Here is a 17760-nt window from a genome sequence, read left to right on the forward strand (position 1 = left end):
AGCTTCTAATCATAGTTCGTTTTTGCCGCTTAACGTCTGGCTTTCAGCAGTAACCAGATAAACACCGGCGCGCCGAGCGTGGCGGTCACCACGCCAATCGGCAGTTCCGCAGAGGCCAGCGCGAGGCGGGCAATAACGTCAGCCAGCAGCAGCGCTATCGCGCCCGCCAGTGCGCATCCCGGCAGCAGGACGCGATGATCGGTTAACCCGCACAGCCGTAAAATATGCGGGATCACCAGGCCAATAAAGCCAATCGCCCCGGCCAGCGCGACGCTCACCCCTACCATCCAGCCAGTCGCCACCACCAGCAGATTGCGCCAGAACCACAGCGGTAATCCCAACTGGCGGGCGGAAGTTTCCCCCAGCGCCAGCATATTCATTGGCTGCGACTGGCAGCAGATCCAGACCAGTACGGGCACCAGCGCCAGCATCAGCCAGGACTCTCCCCAGTCGACGCCGCCAAATCCGCCCATCATCCAGTACATTAGCTGGCGAAGGTCCAGTGAGGTCGAAAAATAGATAGCCCAGGTCATCAGGGCGCTACAGATAATCCCCAGCGCCACGCCAGCCAGCAGCAGGCGGCTGGTGGAAAGATGACGGCGAGCGAAACGCAGAAGGATCAGCGTGATGAGAAGCGCGCCGGCAATGGCGCAAAGCCCCAGGGACCACTGGGGAAGCGTACCCTGTCCCAGCAGGACGGCAGCGATAAGCCCAACGCCCGCGCCGTTTGATACGCCGAGTAAGCCGGGCTCTGCCAGCGGGTTTTCGAACAGGGCCTGCATAACGGCGCCTGAAAGGGCCAGCGCGGCGCCGACTAACAGCACCGCCAGCGTGCGCGGCAGGCGAATTTGCCAGACGAACAGCTCGCCGCGCGGAGTTAACCAGTCGGCTGGCGATATCCACTGCTCGCCCGCACACAGGCTTAAGAGCAGCGCCAGCAGCATAAGAAGCGCAAGGCTCGCGATCCAGCGTACGTTTTGTCGCTGTTGTTGACGGGCGAAAGGCAGCATGTTGTCCATTCAGCTGAAAAAGATGTGCCTGATTCTACGGCGCAGCGGCGATGCAGAAAAGAAAAAAGGCCGCAATGCGGCCTTTTTTGTTAGTCAGGTTTGGATCAAATTACTCATCTTTGGGCGAAGCGTTTTCAACCCGGCTTTTTAACTTCTGTCCGGGTCTGAAGGTCACCACGCGCCTTGCTGTAATGGGAATATCTTCACCCGTTTTCGGGTTACGTCCCGGACGTTGGTTCTTATCACGCAGATCGAAATTACCAAAACCAGAGAGTTTCACCTGTTCACCGTTTTCCAGAGCACGACGGATCTCTTCAAAAAACAGTTCGACCAGTTCTTTGGCATCCCGCTTGCTAAGCCCAAGCTTATCAAACAGATATTCTGACATTTCAGCTTTTGTAAGCGCCATAGGTTCAATCCCTCAATGATGCCTGGAATCGCTCTTTTAATGCCTCTACACAGTTGGCGACGGTAGCGGCAATCTCCTCTTCTTCGAGTGTACGGCTGGTATCCTGAAGGATAAGGCTAATGGCGAGGCTCTTATACCCCTCCGCAACACCCTTACCACGGTACACGTCAAATAAGTTTACGCCAACTACCTGATTTACGCCAACTTTCTTACATTCAGATAAAACATCTGCTGCGGGAACGTTTTCGGCGACCACCACGGCGATGTCGCGACGGTTCGCCGGGAAGCGAGAAATTTCGCGCGCCTGAGGCACCACGCGGTCTGCAAGCTTGTTCCACTCCAGTTCAAACACCAGCGTACGGCCATTGAGATCCAACTTACGCTCCAGCTCCGGATGAACAACACCAATGAAACCAATACGTTCGCCTTTCAGATAAATCGCGGCCGACTGGCCCGGATGCAGCGCCGGATTAGCTTCGGCTTTGAACTGCACGTCCCCGAGTTTGCCGGTCAGATCCAGCACCGCTTCGAGATCGCCCTTCAAATCATAGAAATCAACGGACTCTTTTGCCAGGTTCCAGTGTTCATCGTAGCGGTTTCCGCAGATAACGCCAGCCAGCATCAGATCCTGACGAATGCCAAGGCTCGCCTGCGTATCCGGTACGAAGCGCAGACCGCTTTCAAAAATGCGCACCCGGTTCTGCTGACGGTTCTGGTTATAGACCACCGTTGCCAGCAGCCCGGTCCACAGCGACAGACGCATCGCCGACATTTCGACCGAAATCGGGCTTGGCAGCAACAGCGCCTCTTCGCCCGGATGAATCAGCTGCTGCACCTTCGGATCGACAAAGCTATAGGTAATGACTTCCTGGTAACCTTTGTCGTTAAGCAGAGTTTTCACGCGCTTAAGCGACAGATCCGCCTCACGGTGAGCGCCCATGATCAGTCCGGCCTGTACCGGTTCGTCAGGGATGTTGTTGTAGCCGTAGACACGCGCCACCTCTTCGACCAGGTCTTCTTCAATTTCCATGTCGAAACGCCAGCTCGGGGCAACGGCCTGCCATTCACCGGCGCCTTCCGTCACCTCACAGCCGAGACGACGCAGAATATCGCTGACCTGTTCATCGGCAATGTGATGACCAATCAGGCGATCCAGCTTGCTGCGGCGCAGGGTGATGGTGGCACGTTTCGGCAGCGTCGCGTCGTTCGTTACGTCAATCACCGGGCCCGCTTCACCGCCGCAGATATCCATCAGCAGGCGGGTGGCGCGCTCCATCGCTTTGTACTGCAATGCCGGATCGACACCGCGCTCATAGCGGTGGGAAGCGTCAGTATGCAGCCCATGACGACGCGCGCGTCCGGTAATCAACAGCGGACTGAAGAAAGCGCATTCCAGCAGCACATTCTGCGTTTCATCACTAACGCCAGAGTGTTCGCCGCCAAAGATACCGCCCATCGCCAGCGCTTTGGTATGGTCGGCAATCACCAGCGTATCGGCGCTCAGCTTTGCTTCCGTTCCGTCCAGCAGCACCAGCGTTTCGCCCTCTTTCGCCATGCGCACGTTGATGCCGCCGTCAATGCGATCTTTATCGAAAGCGTGCATCGGCTGACCCAGCTCAAGCAGGACATAGTTGGTCACGTCAACCACCGCGTCGATGGAGCGAATACCGCAGCGGCGCAGTTTCTCTTTCATCCACAGCGGCGTCGGCGCTTTGACGTTGATGCCTTTCACCACGCGGCCCAGATAGCGCGGGCACGCTTCCGTTGCCTCTACGCTAATCGGCAGCACATCGTTGATGGTCGCCGCGACCGGCGCGATTTCCGGCTCCGTCAGCGGCGCGCTGTTCAGCACCGCCACGTCGCGGGCGATGCCGATAATCCCTAAGCAGTCGGCGCGGTTTGGCGTCACGCTGATTTCAATCGTGTTATCGTCAAGCTTCAGGTATTCGCGGATATCAACGCCAATCGGCGCATCGGCCGGCAGCTCAATAATGCCGCTGTGATCGTCAGAAATACCCAGCTCGGAGAAAGAGCACAGCATCCCTTCCGACGGCTCGCCGCGCAGCTTCGCCGCTTTAATTTTGAAGTCGCCCGGCAGGACGGCGCCGATGGTCGCCACCGCCACTTTCAGCCCCTGGCGGCAGTTTGGCGCGCCGCAGACGATGTCCAACAGGCGCTCACCGCCGACGTTTACTTTCGTCACGCGCAGTTTGTCGGCATTCGGATGCTGAGCGCACTCAACCACTTCCCCGACAACCACGCCGTTAAAAGCGCTGGCAACGGCGTCAACGCCGTCCACTTCCAGACCCGCCATCGTGATTTGGTTCGACAGCGCGTCGCTATCAATAGCTGGGTTAACCCACTCGCGTAACCACAGTTCACTGAATTTCATTGATTTACCCTGCCTTTATTTAAACTGTTTGAGGAAACGCAGATCGTTTTCGAAGAAGGCGCGCAGATCGGTGACGCCGTAACGCAGCATCGTCAGTCGCTCCATCCCCATGCCAAACGCAAAGCCGGAGTAGATTTCCGGATCGATTCCAACGTTACGCAGTACGTTCGGATGCACCATTCCGCAGCCCAGCACTTCCAGCCATTTACCGTTTTTCCCCATCACGTCAACTTCCGCAGACGGTTCGGTAAACGGGAAATAGGACGGGCGGAAACGAATCTGCAGATCTTCTTCAAAGAAGTTACGCAGGAAGTCATGCAGCGTCCCTTTCAGGTTGGTAAAGCTGATGTTGGTATCCACAATCAGGCCTTCCATCTGATGGAACATCGGGGTGTGCGTCTGATCGTAGTCATTACGGTACACGCGACCCGGCGCAATAATGCGAATCGGCGGCTGCTGGGCCTTCATGGTGCGGATCTGCACGCCGGAGGTCTGGGTGCGCAGTAAACGGGTGGCGTCAAACCAGAAAGTATCATGGTCGGCACGCGCCGGATGGTGGCCCGGAATATTCAGAGCGTCGAAGTTGTGGTAATCATCTTCAATTTCCGGCCCGGTGGCGACGGTAAAGCCCAGCTCGCCGAAGAAGCTTTCAATACGGTCAATGGTGCGAGTGACCGGATGCAGGCCACCGTTTTCGATACGACGTCCCGGCAGCGACACGTCGAGGGTTTCTGCTGCCAGACGCGCATTCAGCGCGGCGTTTTCCAGCTCCGCTTTACGTGCGTTAAGTGCCTGCTGAACCTGCTCTTTCGCTTCGTTAATCACCGCCCCCGCAGCCGGACGCTCTTCAGGCGGCAGCTCACGCAGGGTAGTCATCTGAAGGGTCAGGTGCCCTTTCTTGCCCAGATATTCGACGCGAACATTGTCTAACGCGGCAACATCTGACGCCTGGTTTATGGCTGCCTTCGCACTGGCAACCAGCTCTGCGAGATGTGACATGGTTTTCCTCATTATGTGGCGATATTCCTGAGACGCACAAATACATAACATCATTCTGGCGGTATCAAGGCGGCAAGAGAGCGATCCTCAGGCGCGTACATCAGTACGTGAACGGGATAAGCGAATGCAGCCAATGCAGAGACAGCCAGAAGGATGAAGTGTATAAAAAAAGCCTCCACCAGGGAGGCTTTCTAGGCGCTGTTTTCCGTTTCATCTTTCACGCGCTAGCCTCCTGAAGTCAGGTGCTAAAGTAAAAGAAGAAGCGGAAAATAGCAGCATTCATGCTTGCGTTACCTTACAGGATAATGACCGTAAAGACTCTATTGAAAAGACTTAACGGAAAAAAGTCAATGTTCTGATACGGTTGATACGAAAAGAGGGAGCAATGCCCCCTCTTTCAACTGACTTATTAAGCCAGTGCTGCTTTCGCTTTTTCAACCAGAGCGGTGAACGCTACTTTGTCGAATACGGCGATGTCAGCCAGGATCTTACGGTCGATTTCAACAGAGGCTTTTTTCAGGCCGTTGATGAATTTGCTGTAAGAAATACCATTCTGACGTGCTGCCGCGTTGATACGCGCAATCCACAGTTGACGGAACTGACGCTTACGCTGACGACGGTCACGATAAGCGTACTGACCTGCTTTGATAACAGCCTGGAAGGCAACGCGGTATACGCGAGAACGCGCACCGTAGTAGCCTTTAGCTTGTTTCAAAATTTTCTTGTGACGTGCACGTGCGATTACACCACGTTTTACGCGAGCCATGTTGCTCTCCTGTATCTATTCTGCTTTGCCCTTGGATCTTCGTCATTGCGGGACGTTAATCGCCTGACGCTAATGCAAACCCCGTTGGGCGTAAAAAAGTTAAAAAAATCGTTAACGGCTTATGCGTACGGCAGGCACGCGATAACCAGGCCCAGATCGCCTTTGGAAACCATGGCTTTCGGACGCAGGTGACGTTTACGTTTGGTCGCTTTTTTGGTCAGAATATGACGCAGGTTAGCGTGCTTGTGCTTAAAACCACCTTTACCGGTTTTTTTGAAGCGCTTAGCAGCACCGCGTACGGTCTTAATTTTTGGCATCTTAATTACTTCCACTTCGCATTGTTAATTAAACGAAACCCAGGCGAACAAAATCTGTGAAGCCCAAAGGCTTCACAGAAATGGTTACTTGAAGGCCTTACTGTTTCTTCTTAGGAGCGAGCACCATGATCATCTGGCGGCCTTCGATCTTCGTTGGGAAGGATTCGACCACTGCCAGTTCTTGCAAATCGTCTTTCACGCGATTAAGCACTTCCATACCGATTTGCTGGTGGGCCATCTCACGACCGCGGAAACGCAGCGTGATTTTGGCCTTATCGCCTTCTTCGAGAAAGCGAATCAGGCTGCGGAGTTTTACCTGATAGTCACCTTCATCAGTACCAGGGCGGAATTTGATTTCCTTCACCTGGATAACTTTCTGCTTCTTCTTCTGTTCCTTAGAAGACTTACTCTTTTCATAAAGGAACTTGCCGTAGTCCATAATACGACAAACTGGCGGTTCGGCGTTAGGGCTGATTTCAACTAAATCTACTCCAGCCTCTTCAGCCTTTTCGATCGCTTCTCTCAGACTCACAATCCCCAGCTGCTCACCTTCCAGACCTGTTAAGCGAACTTCCTGGGCGCGAATCTCGCCATTGATACGATTCGGACGTGCCGTTTGAACTCGTTTTCCGCCTTTAATACCTTATTCCTCCAGTTGTTGAAGACTGCGGCTGCGAATCTCTTGTTGCAGCTTCTCGATCACTTCATTTACGTCCAGGCTGCCCAGGTCTTTACCACGGCGGGTGCGAACGGCCACTTTGCCAGCTTCCACCTCTTTGTCACCGCAGACCAACATATAAGGGACACGACGTAAAGTGTGCTCGCGGATTTTAAAGCCAATCTTCTCATTTCTCAAGTCTGCTTTTACACGAATGCCCGCATTTTGTAGTTTCTGCGTCAATTCGTTAACGTATTCAGACTGCGAATCGGTGATATTCATAACCACTACCTGAACCGGCGCCAGCCAGGTCGGGAAGAAGCCAGCGAACTCTTCGGTCAGGATACCGATGAAACGCTCCATCGACCCAAGAATTGCGCGGTGAATCATCACCGGGACTTTGCGCTCGTTGTCTTCGCCAACATAAGAGGCGCTCAGACGGGACGGCAGAGAGAAGTCCAGCTGTACAGTACCGCACTGCCATGCACGATCGAGGCAGTCATACAAAGTAAATTCAATTTTCGGACCGTAGAATGCGCCTTCACCCAGCTGATACTCAAACGGGATGTTGTTCTCTTCCAGCGCAACCGCCAGGTCCGCCTCAGCACGATCCCACATTTCGTCGCTGCCGATACGTTTCTCAGGACGAGTGGAAAGTTTGACGACGATCTTCTCGAAGCCAAAGGTGCTGTACATATCGTAGACCATACGAATACAGGCGTTAACTTCATCGCGGATCTGCTCTTCGGTACAGAAGATATGCGCATCATCCTGAGTGAAGCCGCGAACGCGCATCAGACCATGCAGCGCGCCTGACGGTTCGTTACGATGGCAGCTGCCGAATTCCGCCATACGCAGCGGCAGATCGCGGTAAGACTTCAGCCCCTGGTTGAAGATCTGTACGTGACCCGGGCAGTTCATCGGCTTGATGCAATATTCACGGTTCTCAGACGAGGTGGTGAACATCGCATCCTTATAGTTTTCCCAGTGCCCGGTTTTTTCCCACAGCACGCGGTCCATCATGAACGGACCTTTAACTTCCTGATACTGGTACTCTTTCAGCTTGGAGCGAACAAAAACTTCCAGTTCACGGAAGATAGTCCAGCCGTCGTTATGCCAGAACACCATCCCCGGCGCTTCTTCCTGCATATGATACAGATCGAGCTGCTTGCCGATTTTACGGTGGTCGCGCTTCGCCGCTTCTTCCAGGCGCTGCAGATAGGCATTGAGGGCCTTTTTGTCCGCCCACGCCGTACCATAGATACGTTGCAGCATCTTGTTGTCGCTGTCGCCGCGCCAGTATGCGCCTGCGGTTTTCATCAGCTTAAAGTGATGGCAGAAACGCATGTTCGGTACGTGCGGACCGCGGCACATATCGATATATTCTTCATGATGATACAAGCCAGGCTGATCATCATGTGCAATGTTCTCATCAAGAATAGAGACTTTGTACGGTTCGCCGCGCTTCACAAAGGTTTCGCGCGCTTCGTGCCAGCTCACTTTTTTCTTGATAACGTCGTAGTTTTTCTCCGCAAGCTCGTGCATCCGCTTCTCGAGCGCGTCGACATCTTCCTGAGTTAAGGTGCGGTCAAGATCGACGTCATAGTAGAAGCCATTGTCGACAACCGGACCGATAGCCATTTTGGTGTGCGGCCAGAGTTGTTTGATCGCGTGGCCTAACAGGTGCGCGCAGGAGTGACGGATGATCTCCAGCCCTTCTTCATCTTTCGCGGTGATGATAGACAGGGTCGCATCGTTTTCAATCAGATCTGAAGCATCAACCAGTTCGCCGTTAACGCGGCCAGCGATGGTGGCTTTCGCCAGTCCCGGACCGATATCCAGCGCAACATCCATAGGGCTTACAGCGTGATCGTAATGGCGTTGACTGCCATCAGGAAGAGTAATAACAGGCATGTTATGTCCTTATTTGCAGTGGTGACCCATACGCAAGATCACATACAAAATGTCGAAATTTAAAATTATCAAAAAGTGATGGGCTGATTCCCGCTTCACTCTGCGAAATATGTCACGGGCCGCCGTAACGGCGACGCTGGGCCTACACCCGCTTTTTGATAACACCGTCTGACAGTGTACACGGCATTGACTGTGGTTCAAAGCCGCAATCACCGTGGATGATATGATGTAAATCAATACACTGAAGCGCCGTCGGTTTTGTTACACTGTACCAAAGAGTGAACCAACGGGATAACCATAATGCCGACACATCGCTTCGCCAAAAAACACTGGAAGATGGTGCTGGTGCTGCTCGCCATCTGCGGCGCCATGCTTTTACTACGCTGGGCGGCTATGATTTGGGGTTAACGCAGGCGAATAAGTTTCAGCAGCAGCGTTTTAATTGTTTTAGATTAATTGACAGTTAATGACAAAATAAAAAAACCGGTACATCACGATCCGGTTTTTTATTATAACAAACAGTCTCCAGGACAAAGTTTTTTATCGGGAGCGGTGCTTAAGACCATTCACCCGCCACCAGCGTATGCACATTGAAAGCATCATTCATACTCTGGCCGGTAGACTGCGAACCCGGCGCGATATTTGAGCCTGCTTCGACGTCAGAAGCTTTGGTGATGCCCACCTGTTGCGCGTCGCTTACCGGTTCGGCGGCGAAAACGCCAAAGGAGAGCGCGGAGAGCACAATTGCTGCACTGGCCATTTTGATATTATTCATATTATTTCTTCTCTTACTGAAATTACGTCTTCAATACTGAAGGCAATTTATCGCCTGTGATTACCAGTGTAGATCTGGATCACACTTTTGAACAGTCAAAATAATTAACAATTCGTGTCAAATAAATTGTATGAAGCAAAGAAGGGGCAATTATGGAGAAAATATGAAGAAAGATAAATTTTGGAAAAAATAAAACCGTGGTCGAAAAATAATAATACAGCGGAGCACAGTGAAAAGCCAGACTGCATTACAGTCTGGCCTGCGCTTACATGCGATAACCCAGAGATACGGTAGTACGGCGATCCGTATGTTCCGGCGCGGTTTCTGGCGGCTGCGAGTTCCAGGTGACGTTATAAGCCACTTTTAAACCAAAGTGTTCGTTGATAGCGACGTTCAGCGCCGTCTCAGAGTTCAGGGTTGTGTCCTCGGCGCCAAACACCGATACGCCCTGAGTGAATTTGGCGTTATCGGTCAACTGCCAGGCATAGGCGCCGGAGGCGTAGCCCAGCGCCTGTGTTTCTCTGGTGTCATCGGTGTGCTCGTCGTAACGCACGCCGGGACCGAATTCAAAACGGAAGCTGTGTACCGGGCCGTTAAGGAACTGGCGACCATAACCGGCGGTCAGCACATCGCGTTCGCGATAGCCGTTATAACGATCCGTCAGCCAGCTGGCCTGACCAAACAGATAGTCGTAATCGCTCAGGTTAAAACGGCTACGCCCGCCCACCGCATATTTTTCTGACGAACGTTCATCGTTAGAGGAGGTATTGCTCGCGTTTCCCCACAGCGACCAGGCGGTGGTCTGCCCGTACCAGGTCATCGTGGTGTCGGCGGTTAAGGAAGAACTTTTCGTGTTACCCGACTGCGCCAGATAGCCCGCGTTAAGCTCGCCTTCAAAAGGTTTTTTCGCACTTGAGGGATCGTCCATGACAGTAAAAACGGAACCATCGGCAGCTGCATTCATCGACGCAAGCACGCCCCCCGCCAGCAGTAGCGCAGCGGGAACTGTCTTAAAAAGCTTCATTTATTAAGAGTCCGTACCACAAAAAAAGAGACCGTTACGGTCCCGGAAACTTTCAGAGGGATCAAAGACAAACGCCCCAAGAAAGGAAGCGAATTATAAAAAGGCGGGAATAACATAGCAATGAATTCTTATTTCATTTTTTGAATAAGCGCGCGTTTAAATTAATAAATATTTTATATATCTCTATGGTAAGTAAAATGAATAAAGAGTCAGTAAATCAGCTTGTTAATCACTTCACTTTATGCCTGTTCGGTGCCAGACTGAAATTAGCCTAACAGGAGGTAACGATGGTACGTATCTATACGTTGACGCTTGCGCCCTCACTCGATAGCGCAACGATCACCCCGCAAATCTATCCCGAAGGGAAACTGCGCTGTACGTCGCCGGTCTTTGAACCGGGCGGCGGCGGTATTAACGTCGCCCGCGCCATTACCCATCTCGGCGGGTCGGCTACCGCAATCTTCCCGGCTGGCGGCGCCACCGGCGAGCATCTGGTTTCGCTGCTTGCCGACGAACATGTCCCGGTCGCCACCGTTGAGGCAAAAGACTGGACCCGCCAGAACCTGCACGTCCACGTGGAGTCCAGCGGCGAACAGTACCGCTTTGTGATGCCCGGCGCGGCGCTGGATGATGATGAGTTTCGTCAGCTTGAAGAGCAGGTGCTGGAGATCGAATCCGGCGCCATTCTGGTCATCAGCGGTAGCCTGCCGCCCGGCGTCAGCGTTGAAAAACTGACGCAGCTGCTTACCGCCGCCCAGAAGCAGGGAATTCGTTGCATTATTGATAGCTCCGGCGAAGCGCTGACCGCAGCGTTAGCCATCGGCAATATTGAGCTGGTAAAGCCGAACAAGAAAGAGCTGAGCGCGCTGGTAAACCGGGATCTGACGCAGCCTGACGATGTGCGCAAAGCGGCGGAAGAGATCGTCCGCAGCGGTAAAGCCCGGCGCGTGGTGGTCTCTCTCGGCCCCCAGGGGGCGCTGGGCGTGGACGGCGAAACCTGCGTACAGGTGGTGCCGCCGCCGCTTAAAAGCCAGAGCACCGTTGGCGCAGGCGACAGCATGGTCGGCGCGATGACGCTGAAACTGGCTGAAGATGCCCCGCTGGAGGATATGGTGCGCTTTGGCGTCGCTGCCGGGAGCGCAGCAACCATCAATCAGGGCACACGCCTGTGTTCCCATGAGGACACGCAAAAGATCTACGCCTGGCTTGATCAGCAGTAACCCTTCCCCCGCTTGTCGGGGGATTCCCCCTTCCCTGAGCTGTCGGCATCCGCTTTCACCGTCTATGCTAAAAACGCATGGGATTACAAAGAGGTGCCAAATGGCCAGTGGAGAAATCAAGCGATACGTCATTACCGTGAAGTTTCATGAGGACTCGTTGACGCAAATCAACGAGCTGAACAATCATCTTACCCGCGCCGGATTTTTGCTCACCATGACGGATGATGAGGGCAACGTCCATGAACTGGGAACCAATACGTTCGGCCTTATCAGCGCGCAAAGCCCGCAGGAGGTCGAAGCGTTGACCACAGGGCTTGCCGAAAGCGCGATTGAAAAGACCCCGGAGGTCACGGTGGTCAGCTGGGAGGAGTGGAAAAAAGACCAGCAATAAGCGCCATTACCACGATAACGCGTCCACGGTGTGCGTTAGTTCGTGTTTTTTAACCGCCTTTTTGCGCTAACCTTATGATCTGGCAGACAACATGGGGAGAGACATCATGTGGCAGGCTATCAGTCGTCTTTTAAGCGAACAGCTTGGCGAAGGCGAAATCGAACTGCGTAACGAACTGCCTGGCGGAGAAATTCATGCCGCATGGCATATTCGCTACGCGGGACGCGATTTCTTTGTGAAATGTGATGAGCGGGAGCTGCTTGCGGGTTTCACCGCCGAAGCCGATCAGCTTGAACTGTTATCCCGAAGCCGTACCGTTACGGTGCCGAAAGTCTGGGCGGTGGGCGCCGATCGTGACTACAGCTTTCTGGTGATGGATTTTCTCCCTCCGCGTCCGCTGGATGCGCACAATGCGTTTATGCTGGGGCAACAGCTGGCGCGTCTGCATCAGTGGAGCGATCAGCCGCAGTTCGGTCTGGATTTTGATAATGCGCTCTCCACCACGCCGCAGCCTAACGCCTGGCAGCGCCGCTGGTCGACCTTCTTTGCCGAGCAGCACATCGGCTGGCAGCTTGAGCTGGCCGCGGAAAAAGGGATCGCCTTCGGCAATATCGACACCATCGTCGAACACATCCAGCAGCGCCTGTCGTCACACCAGCCGCAGCCCTCGCTGCTGCACGGCGATTTATGGTCAGGAAACTGCGCGCTGGGGCCGGACGGTCCGTATATTTTCGATCCCGCCTGCTACTGGGGAGACCGGGAATGCGACCTGGCGATGCTGCCGCTGCATACGGAACAGCCGCCGCAAATTTATGATGGCTATCAGTCGGTCGCGCCGCTGCCGCAGGACTTCCTCGACAGGCAACCGGTTTATCAGCTGTATACCCTGCTTAACCGGGCAAGGCTGTTTGGCGGACAACACCTGGTGACCGCGCAGCAGGCGATGGATCGGATTTTAGCGGCGTGATGTGACGGGCCCGATAAGCGAAGCGCCATCGGGCCGTTGCTGACTTATAAAAAACCGAGCAGAGAAAAGAATACGTAGCCGAGCACAATAATTATTACCGGCAAAATATAGAGCGGAAAGAATTGCAGAAAGATGGTGTGATGCGGCACAACGATGCGCGACTCAATTTGCTCGCGGGTTAAGCCTTCGCTGCCCTTCGCTTTTTCCAGAATAAGCTGATCCTCAACGCCTTCACGCAGAAAGCGCGCCTGGCGGCTCATCCTGGCCCCGGAGTCCTGCATCGCCAGGCCAACGAAAATCAGCATAAAAATTAGCCAGAAGATAATATTCAGACTGTTCTGGAAATCCGGCGTCGGCGAGTTATACCAGAACAGATTAAGAAACGGCGTGTTAACCCGCATCATGTCGATCATCACGTGGGTAAAATCGAGCATCACCGCATTAATCCCTTCCTGTTTTTCACTGTGGGCATACATAAATTTCAATGCCGAAATCAATGTGGAAAGTAATGCCGGTATAAATATTATCCATCCCAGGATCCGTTTTAACACCGCAATGCGTCCAGCTTGTTGATACGTCATGAGTTCCCCTTGATAAAGACGCGTCGTTTTGGATTAAGTCTACCCGCTGATGGCTGTTTTCGCTCGATCTTTAAAGCGGCTATGATTATTCTCTGAGCCCTGAATGCTTTAAAAGGAGAGCTGGCAATGGCAATTTCGCGTCAAATTCTTGCGGCAATATTCGATATGGATGGCTTGCTGATTAATTCCGAACCATTATGGGATCGGGCTGAACTGGATGTGCTGGCAAGTGTTGGCGTTGATATTACCCGTCGCCATGAGCTCCCGGATACGCTTGGCCTGCGTATTGATATGGTAGTTGAACTCTGGTTTGCCCGGCAGCCGTGGAACGGGCCGGGCCGTGAGGAAGTCACGCAGCGCATTATCGCCCGCGCCATCTCGCTGGTGGAAGAGACGCGTCCGCTGTTGCCCGGCGTGAAGGAAGCCGTAGCGCTGTGTAAAGAACAGGGGCTGCTGGTCGGGCTTGCCTCAGCCTCACCGCTGCATATGCTGGAGAAGGTGCTGACCATGTTTGATCTGCGCGACAGTTTCGACGCCCTCGCCTCCGCAGAAAATCTGCCCTACAGCAAACCGCACCCGCAGGTGTATCTCGACTGCGCGGCGAAACTGGGCGTTGACCCGTTAACCTGCGTCGCGCTGGAAGATTCCGTTAACGGCATGGTGGCCTCGAAAGCTGCGCGTATGCGTTCAATCGTGGTACCGGCGAAAGAAGACCAGCACGATCCGCGCTTTGCCCTCGCCAACGTGAAGCTTACGTCCTTAAGCGAACTGACCGCCGGGCATCTGCGCGGCTGAAAGTGACGGCGGGCAGAGGCCTCTCTGCCCGTTGCACCATCTTGCAGAAAAATTAAAACGACGTTTCATTTTATATTGAATTCTGGCCTAACCTCTTCTATCCTTTTCGCTGGGCACATCACTGAGAAAAACGGGTAGCCGAGGTCATTATGATTCTGAATGCATTTTCTCTTGCCGGTAAAGTGGCCATCGTCACCGGCTGCGATACCGGTCTCGGTCAGGGCATGACGGCGGCGCTTGCCGAAGCGGGCTGCGACATCGTTGGCGTCAATCGCAAAGTCCCCCATCAAACCGCAACCATCGTAGCCGCCGCCGGGCGACGATTTTTCGCCATTCAGGCAGATTTAAGTCAGCAAGACGCCATCCCGGATATTGTCAGCCAGACCGTCGAAAAATTTGGCCGGATCGATATTCTGGTCAATAACGCTGGCACCATTCGCCGCGAGGATGCGCTCAGCTTCAGCGAGAAAGACTGGGATGAGGTGATGGACCTGAATCTGAAATCGGTTTTTTTCCTTTCGCAGGCCGTGGCGCGGCACTTTGTCGCCCGGCAGCAGGGAGGCAAAATCATTAATATCGCCTCGATGCTCTCATTTCAGGGCGGGATTCGCGTTCCTTCATACACGGCATCTAAAAGCGGCGTGCTCGGCCTGACTCGCCTGCTGGCCAATGAGTGGGCGCAGTACGGCATCAACGTCAACGCCATTGCGCCCGGCTATATGGCGACCAACAATACGCAGCAGCTGCGGGAAGATGCCGGGCGGAATAAAGAGATTGTCGATCGCATTCCTGCGGGTCGCTGGGGCACCCCGGAAGATCTGCAAGGGCCGGTGGTGTTTCTCGCCTCCGGCGCTTCTGATTACGTGAACGGCTATACGCTGGCCGTTGATGGTGGCTGGTTAGCGCGCTAATCGCGCAAAATTGACAAAGAGTTACAACGTCACCACTTCCGCCTACTGTATAAAAATCCTATACTGTACGAATTAACAGTTTACCGGGTTTTATCATGACGGCGGAAGGTCACCTTCTCTTTTCTATTGCCTGCGCGGTGTTTGCTAAAAACGCCGAGCTTACCCCTGTGCTGGCACAGGGCGACTGGTGGCATATCGTTCCCTCCGCCATTCTGACCTGCCTGCTGCCGGACATCGATCACCCTAAGTCATTCCTCGGGCAGCGGCTGAAGTGGATCTCAAAGCCCATCGCCCGCACCTTCGGACACCGGGGCTTTACCCATAGCCTGCTCGCCGTGTTCGCCCTGCTGACCACCTTCTATCTGAAAGTGCCTGACAGCTGGATAGTGCCTGCCGACGCGCTGCAAGGGATGGTGCTGGGCTATCTGAGCCATATCCTCGCGGACATGCTGACGCCCGCTGGCGTACCTCTGCTCTGGCCTTGCCGCTGGCGCTTCCGGCTGCCCATTCTGGTGCCGCAAAAAGGCAATCAGCTGGAGCGTTTTCTGTGCCTGGCGCTGTTTGCCTGGGCGGTCTGGATGCCGCAGAACCTGCCCCAGAACAGTGCCGTTCGCTGGTCGTCAGATATGATCAATACCCTGCAAATGCAGTTTAATCGCCTTATAAAGCAGCAGATCGATTAGTAAATCAGCGAAACTTTCATTTTTGGCATAAACAATTCCATTTGAATATAAGAGCCAGGTCACAGTTCTGCTACTCTTGCGCGAACAGTATCTCTCCAGACAGAGATACGCATAATAACATCAGGAGAACGGGGATGAATTTTCCATTAATCGCGAACATCGTGGTGTTCGTCATTCTGCTGTTGGCGCTGGCGCAAACCCGCCATAAACAGTGGAGTCTGGCAAAGAAAGTACTGGTCGGCCTGGTTATCGGCGTGGTCTTTGGCCTTGCGCTGCATACCGTTTATGGCTCTGACAGCCCGGTGCTGAAAGATTCCATCCAGTGGTTCAACATCGTCGGCAACGGCTATGTTCAACTGCTGCAAATGATCGTCATGCCGCTGGTTTTCGCCTCGATTCTGAGCGCTGTCGCCCGCCTGCATAACGCTTCGCAGTTGGGAAAAATCAGCTTGCTGACCATCGGCACGCTGCTGTTTACCACGCTGATTGCCGCGCTGGTCGGGGTGCTGGTCACCAACCTGTTTGGCCTGACCGCCGAAGGTCTGGTGCAGGGCGGCGCTGAAACGGCGCGTCTTAACGCCATCGAAACCAACTACGTGGGCAAAGTAGCCGATCTGAGCGTACCACAGCTGGTGCTGTCGTTTGTGCCGAAAAATCCGTTTGCCGATCTGACCGGCGCGAATCCGACCTCCATTATTAGCGTCGTCATTTTCGCCGCCTTCCTCGGCGTTGCGGCGCTGAAACTGCTGAAAGACGATGCGCCGAAAGGCGAACGGGTGTTAACCGCTATCGATACGCTGCAAAGCTGGGTGATGAAGCTGGTGCGTCTGGTGATGCAGTTAACCCCTTACGGCGTACTGGCGCTGATGACCAAAGTGGTGGCCGGTTCCAACCTGCAGGACATCATTAAGCTGGGCAGCTTCGTGGTGGCCTCGTATCTGGGTCTGGCGATTATGTTTATCGTGCACGGCGTGCTGCTGGGCATCAACGGCGTCAGCCCGCTGAAATACTTCCGTAAGGTGTGGCCGGTGCTGACCTTTGCCTTTACCAGCCGTTCCAGCGCCGCCTCTATCCCGCTGAACGTTGAAGCGCAAACCCGTCGTCTGGGCGTACCGGAATCTATCGCCAGCTTCGCCGCCTCTTTTGGCGCGACCATTGGTCAGAACGGCTGTGCGGGTCTCTATCCGGCCATGCTGGCGGTGATGGTTGCCCCAACGGTAGGCATTAACCCGCTGGATCCGGTATGGATCGCCACCCTCGTCGGTATCGTCACCGTCAGCTCCGCAGGCGTTGCCGGCGTAGGCGGCGGCGCAACCTTCGCCGCACTGATTGTGCTGCCCGCGATGGGCCTGCCGGTAACCCTGGTAGCGCTGCTGATCTCCGTCGAGCCGCTGATCGACATGGGACGCACCGCGCTGAACGTCAGCGGTTCAATGACCGCCGGTACGCTGACCAGCCAGTGGCTGAAGCAGACCGATAAAACCATTCTGGACAGCGAAGACGACGCCGAACTGGCGCATCGCTAAGCGCCGTTACTTATAAAAAAACCGCCCTTAACGCTTCGGGCGGTTTTTTTTCGCCGCTTAACCGGCAATTTCGTTTTCCTGGCGGACCTGGTTTGCCCAGCGCTGGGCGGACTCCGGTACGGTAAACGCTGGCGATCGCTGAAACGACTCTCCGAGTAAGACAAACGCGACATATTTTCCGCGCAAAATCCATACGTCACGAAACGCGTCCATTTTTATTGCATGTTCCGGCGGTGCAGGTTCCACACGCGGGACATAGCTAATAACCGGGCGATTTTGTTGGCGTAAAGGTTTCATCATTAATTGCTTCACTAAAGACCGATGCTAAAAATCAGAAAAAAACTATCTTAGCCGATTTTTCCCTTGTGCGCCCTGCTCTGCACGCACTCTTTATGCGCCATACAACCCGTTGTACTGCGGTC

21 protein-coding genes and 1 other annotated feature are annotated in these 17760 nt (G+C 54.2%); of the genes, 8 read left to right on the forward strand and 13 right to left on the reverse strand.

What is annotated here, in order from left to right:
• Positions 1-29: 29 nt before the first annotated feature.
• The 9 genes from btuC to thrS all read right to left on the reverse strand — a co-directional run bounded on the left by btuC (position 30) and on the right by thrS (position 8465).
• Positions 30-1010: a vitamin B12 ABC transporter permease BtuC gene (gene btuC, locus K7R23_RS19750; RefSeq protein WP_012905612.1), complete on the reverse strand. Its 981-nt coding sequence runs from the start codon at positions 1008-1010 to the stop codon at positions 30-32.
• 109 nt (positions 1011-1119) lie between these two features.
• The gene (gene ihfA, locus K7R23_RS19755; RefSeq protein ID WP_001229265.1) at positions 1120-1419 is read right to left on the reverse strand and encodes an integration host factor subunit alpha; all 300 of its coding nucleotides are present in this window, start codon (positions 1417-1419) and stop codon (positions 1120-1122) included.
• A 4-nt stretch (positions 1420-1423) separates the two neighbouring features.
• The gene (gene pheT, locus K7R23_RS19760; RefSeq protein ID WP_012905611.1) at positions 1424-3811 is read right to left on the reverse strand and encodes a phenylalanine--tRNA ligase subunit beta; all 2388 of its coding nucleotides are present in this window, start codon (positions 3809-3811) and stop codon (positions 1424-1426) included.
• A 15-nt stretch (positions 3812-3826) separates the two neighbouring features.
• Positions 3827-4810: a phenylalanine--tRNA ligase subunit alpha gene (gene pheS, locus K7R23_RS19765; protein WP_012905610.1), complete on the reverse strand. Its 984-nt coding sequence runs from the start codon at positions 4808-4810 to the stop codon at positions 3827-3829.
• A 162-nt stretch (positions 4811-4972) separates the two neighbouring features.
• Positions 4973-5098, reverse strand: a sequence feature (Phe leader region).
• Positions 5049-5093: a pheST operon leader peptide PheM gene (gene pheM / locus K7R23_RS19770; protein WP_001386830.1), complete on the reverse strand. Its 45-nt coding sequence runs from the start codon at positions 5091-5093 to the stop codon at positions 5049-5051. (Overlaps the previous feature by 45 nt.)
• A 121-nt stretch (positions 5099-5219) precedes the next feature.
• Positions 5220-5576, reverse strand: coding sequence for a 50S ribosomal protein L20 (rplT, locus tag K7R23_RS19775; protein WP_000124850.1), 357 nt, complete (start codon positions 5574-5576; stop codon positions 5220-5222).
• A 119-nt stretch (positions 5577-5695) separates the two neighbouring features.
• Positions 5696-5893 carry a 50S ribosomal protein L35 gene (gene rpmI / locus K7R23_RS19780; protein WP_001124225.1) on the reverse strand — a complete coding sequence of 66 codons (198 nt, stop codon included), beginning with the start codon at positions 5891-5893 and terminating at the stop codon, positions 5696-5698.
• A gap of 97 nt (positions 5894-5990) precedes the next feature.
• Positions 5991-6533 carry a translation initiation factor IF-3 gene (gene infC / locus K7R23_RS19785; RefSeq protein WP_012905609.1) on the reverse strand — a complete coding sequence of 181 codons (543 nt, stop codon included), beginning with the start codon at positions 6531-6533 and terminating at the stop codon, positions 5991-5993.
• A 3-nt stretch (positions 6534-6536) separates the two neighbouring features.
• Positions 6537-8465, reverse strand: a complete 1929-nt coding sequence (thrS, locus tag K7R23_RS19790; protein WP_012905608.1) for a threonine--tRNA ligase — start codon at positions 8463-8465, stop codon at positions 6537-6539.
• 300 nt (positions 8466-8765) lie between these two features.
• Here thrS and yniD point away from each other — a divergent pair, with 300 nt between their 5' ends.
• Positions 8766-8873, forward strand: a complete 108-nt coding sequence (gene yniD, locus K7R23_RS19795; RefSeq protein WP_148222077.1) for a small membrane protein YniD — start codon at positions 8766-8768, stop codon at positions 8871-8873.
• A gap of 148 nt (positions 8874-9021) precedes the next feature.
• Here the strand turns inward: yniD and K7R23_RS19800 are convergent, their stop codons facing one another.
• Together K7R23_RS19800 and K7R23_RS19805 are read right to left on the reverse strand one after the other, a co-directional pair.
• Positions 9022-9240 carry a YdgH/BhsA/McbA family protein gene (locus tag K7R23_RS19800; protein ID WP_012905606.1) on the reverse strand — a complete coding sequence of 73 codons (219 nt, stop codon included), beginning with the start codon at positions 9238-9240 and terminating at the stop codon, positions 9022-9024.
• 265 nt (positions 9241-9505) lie between these two features.
• On the reverse strand, positions 9506-10264 hold the full coding sequence (locus tag K7R23_RS19805; protein ID WP_012905605.1) for a DUF481 domain-containing protein: 759 nt from the start codon (positions 10262-10264) through the stop codon (positions 9506-9508).
• Between the two features lie 287 nt (positions 10265-10551).
• Here K7R23_RS19805 and pfkB point away from each other — a divergent pair, with 287 nt between their 5' ends.
• The 3 genes from pfkB (at position 10552) to K7R23_RS19820 (ending at position 12842) form a co-directional block, all read left to right on the forward strand.
• Positions 10552-11484 carry a 6-phosphofructokinase II gene (pfkB, locus tag K7R23_RS19810; RefSeq protein ID WP_012905604.1) on the forward strand — a complete coding sequence of 311 codons (933 nt, stop codon included), beginning with the start codon at positions 10552-10554 and terminating at the stop codon, positions 11482-11484.
• Positions 11485-11584: 100 nt separating this feature from the next.
• The gene (gene ghoS / locus K7R23_RS19815; protein ID WP_012905603.1) at positions 11585-11875 is read left to right on the forward strand and encodes a type V toxin-antitoxin system endoribonuclease antitoxin GhoS; all 291 of its coding nucleotides are present in this window, start codon (positions 11585-11587) and stop codon (positions 11873-11875) included.
• A gap of 106 nt (positions 11876-11981) precedes the next feature.
• Entirely contained in the window at positions 11982-12842 is an 861-nt protein-coding gene (locus tag K7R23_RS19820; RefSeq protein ID WP_012905602.1) for a fructosamine kinase family protein, read from the forward strand.
• Between the two features lie 44 nt (positions 12843-12886).
• Here K7R23_RS19820 and K7R23_RS19825 read toward each other — a convergent pair whose 3' ends face one another.
• Positions 12887-13423, reverse strand: coding sequence for a YniB family protein (locus K7R23_RS19825; RefSeq protein WP_012905601.1), 537 nt, complete (start codon positions 13421-13423; stop codon positions 12887-12889).
• A 126-nt stretch (positions 13424-13549) separates the two neighbouring features.
• Between K7R23_RS19825 and hxpB the strand changes: the two genes are divergently transcribed.
• From hxpB to tcyP, 4 genes are all read left to right on the forward strand, one after another.
• Positions 13550-14218 (forward strand): hexitol phosphatase HxpB, encoded by a 669-nt coding sequence (gene hxpB / locus K7R23_RS19830; protein ID WP_012905600.1) that lies wholly within the window; start codon positions 13550-13552, stop codon positions 14216-14218.
• A 149-nt stretch (positions 14219-14367) separates the two neighbouring features.
• The gene (gene kduD, locus K7R23_RS19835; protein WP_012905599.1) at positions 14368-15129 is read left to right on the forward strand and encodes a 2-dehydro-3-deoxy-D-gluconate 5-dehydrogenase KduD; all 762 of its coding nucleotides are present in this window, start codon (positions 14368-14370) and stop codon (positions 15127-15129) included.
• A gap of 95 nt (positions 15130-15224) precedes the next feature.
• Positions 15225-15812, forward strand: a complete 588-nt coding sequence (locus K7R23_RS19840; protein ID WP_012905598.1) for a metal-dependent hydrolase — start codon at positions 15225-15227, stop codon at positions 15810-15812.
• 134 nt (positions 15813-15946) lie between these two features.
• Entirely contained in the window at positions 15947-17338 is a 1392-nt protein-coding gene (tcyP, locus tag K7R23_RS19845; protein WP_012905597.1) for a cystine/sulfocysteine:cation symporter, read from the forward strand.
• Between the two features lie 57 nt (positions 17339-17395).
• On the opposite strand, the gene cedA is transcribed toward tcyP, so the two are convergent.
• Positions 17396-17650 carry a cell division activator CedA gene (gene cedA, locus K7R23_RS19850; RefSeq protein ID WP_012905596.1) on the reverse strand — a complete coding sequence of 85 codons (255 nt, stop codon included), beginning with the start codon at positions 17648-17650 and terminating at the stop codon, positions 17396-17398.
• Between the last annotated feature and the right edge of the window lie 110 nt (positions 17651-17760).

This window comes from Citrobacter rodentium NBRC 105723 = DSM 16636 (assembly GCF_021278985.1).
In the GTDB taxonomy this organism is placed as follows: Bacteria; Pseudomonadota; Gammaproteobacteria; order Enterobacterales; family Enterobacteriaceae; genus Citrobacter_A; species Citrobacter_A rodentium.

Excerpts from the sequence above, each read along its gene's own strand:
- ghoS (WP_012905603.1), top strand. The coding sequence starts at position 11,585 with ATGGCCAGTGGAGAAATCAAGCGATACGTCATTACCGTGAAGTTTCAT.
- K7R23_RS19825 (WP_012905601.1), bottom strand. The coding sequence starts at position 13,423 with ATGACGTATCAACAAGCTGGACGCATTGCGGTGTTAAAACGGATCCTG.
- yniD (WP_148222077.1), top strand. The coding sequence starts at position 8,766 with ATGCCGACACATCGCTTCGCCAAAAAACACTGGAAGATGGTGCTGGTG.
- K7R23_RS19800 (WP_012905606.1), bottom strand. The coding sequence starts at position 9,240 with ATGAATAATATCAAAATGGCCAGTGCAGCAATTGTGCTCTCCGCGCTC.
- K7R23_RS19840 (WP_012905598.1), top strand. The coding sequence starts at position 15,225 with ATGACGGCGGAAGGTCACCTTCTCTTTTCTATTGCCTGCGCGGTGTTT.
- pheT (WP_012905611.1), bottom strand. The coding sequence starts at position 3,811 with ATGAAATTCAGTGAACTGTGGTTACGCGAGTGGGTTAACCCAGCTATT.
- hxpB (WP_012905600.1), top strand. The coding sequence starts at position 13,550 with ATGGCAATTTCGCGTCAAATTCTTGCGGCAATATTCGATATGGATGGC.
- K7R23_RS19820 (WP_012905602.1), top strand. The coding sequence starts at position 11,982 with ATGTGGCAGGCTATCAGTCGTCTTTTAAGCGAACAGCTTGGCGAAGGC.
- tcyP (WP_012905597.1), top strand. The coding sequence starts at position 15,947 with ATGAATTTTCCATTAATCGCGAACATCGTGGTGTTCGTCATTCTGCTG.
- rpmI (WP_001124225.1), bottom strand. The coding sequence starts at position 5,893 with ATGCCAAAAATTAAGACCGTACGCGGTGCTGCTAAGCGCTTCAAAAAA.
- ihfA (WP_001229265.1), bottom strand. The coding sequence starts at position 1,419 with ATGGCGCTTACAAAAGCTGAAATGTCAGAATATCTGTTTGATAAGCTT.
- pheS (WP_012905610.1), bottom strand. The coding sequence starts at position 4,810 with ATGTCACATCTCGCAGAGCTGGTTGCCAGTGCGAAGGCAGCCATAAAC.
- pfkB (WP_012905604.1), top strand. The coding sequence starts at position 10,552 with ATGGTACGTATCTATACGTTGACGCTTGCGCCCTCACTCGATAGCGCA.
- kduD (WP_012905599.1), top strand. The coding sequence starts at position 14,368 with ATGATTCTGAATGCATTTTCTCTTGCCGGTAAAGTGGCCATCGTCACC.
- thrS (WP_012905608.1), bottom strand. The coding sequence starts at position 8,465 with ATGCCTGTTATTACTCTTCCTGATGGCAGTCAACGCCATTACGATCAC.
- btuC (WP_012905612.1), bottom strand. The coding sequence starts at position 1,010 with ATGCTGCCTTTCGCCCGTCAACAACAGCGACAAAACGTACGCTGGATC.
- K7R23_RS19805 (WP_012905605.1), bottom strand. The coding sequence starts at position 10,264 with ATGAAGCTTTTTAAGACAGTTCCCGCTGCGCTACTGCTGGCGGGGGGC.
- rplT (WP_000124850.1), bottom strand. The coding sequence starts at position 5,576 with ATGGCTCGCGTAAAACGTGGTGTAATCGCACGTGCACGTCACAAGAAA.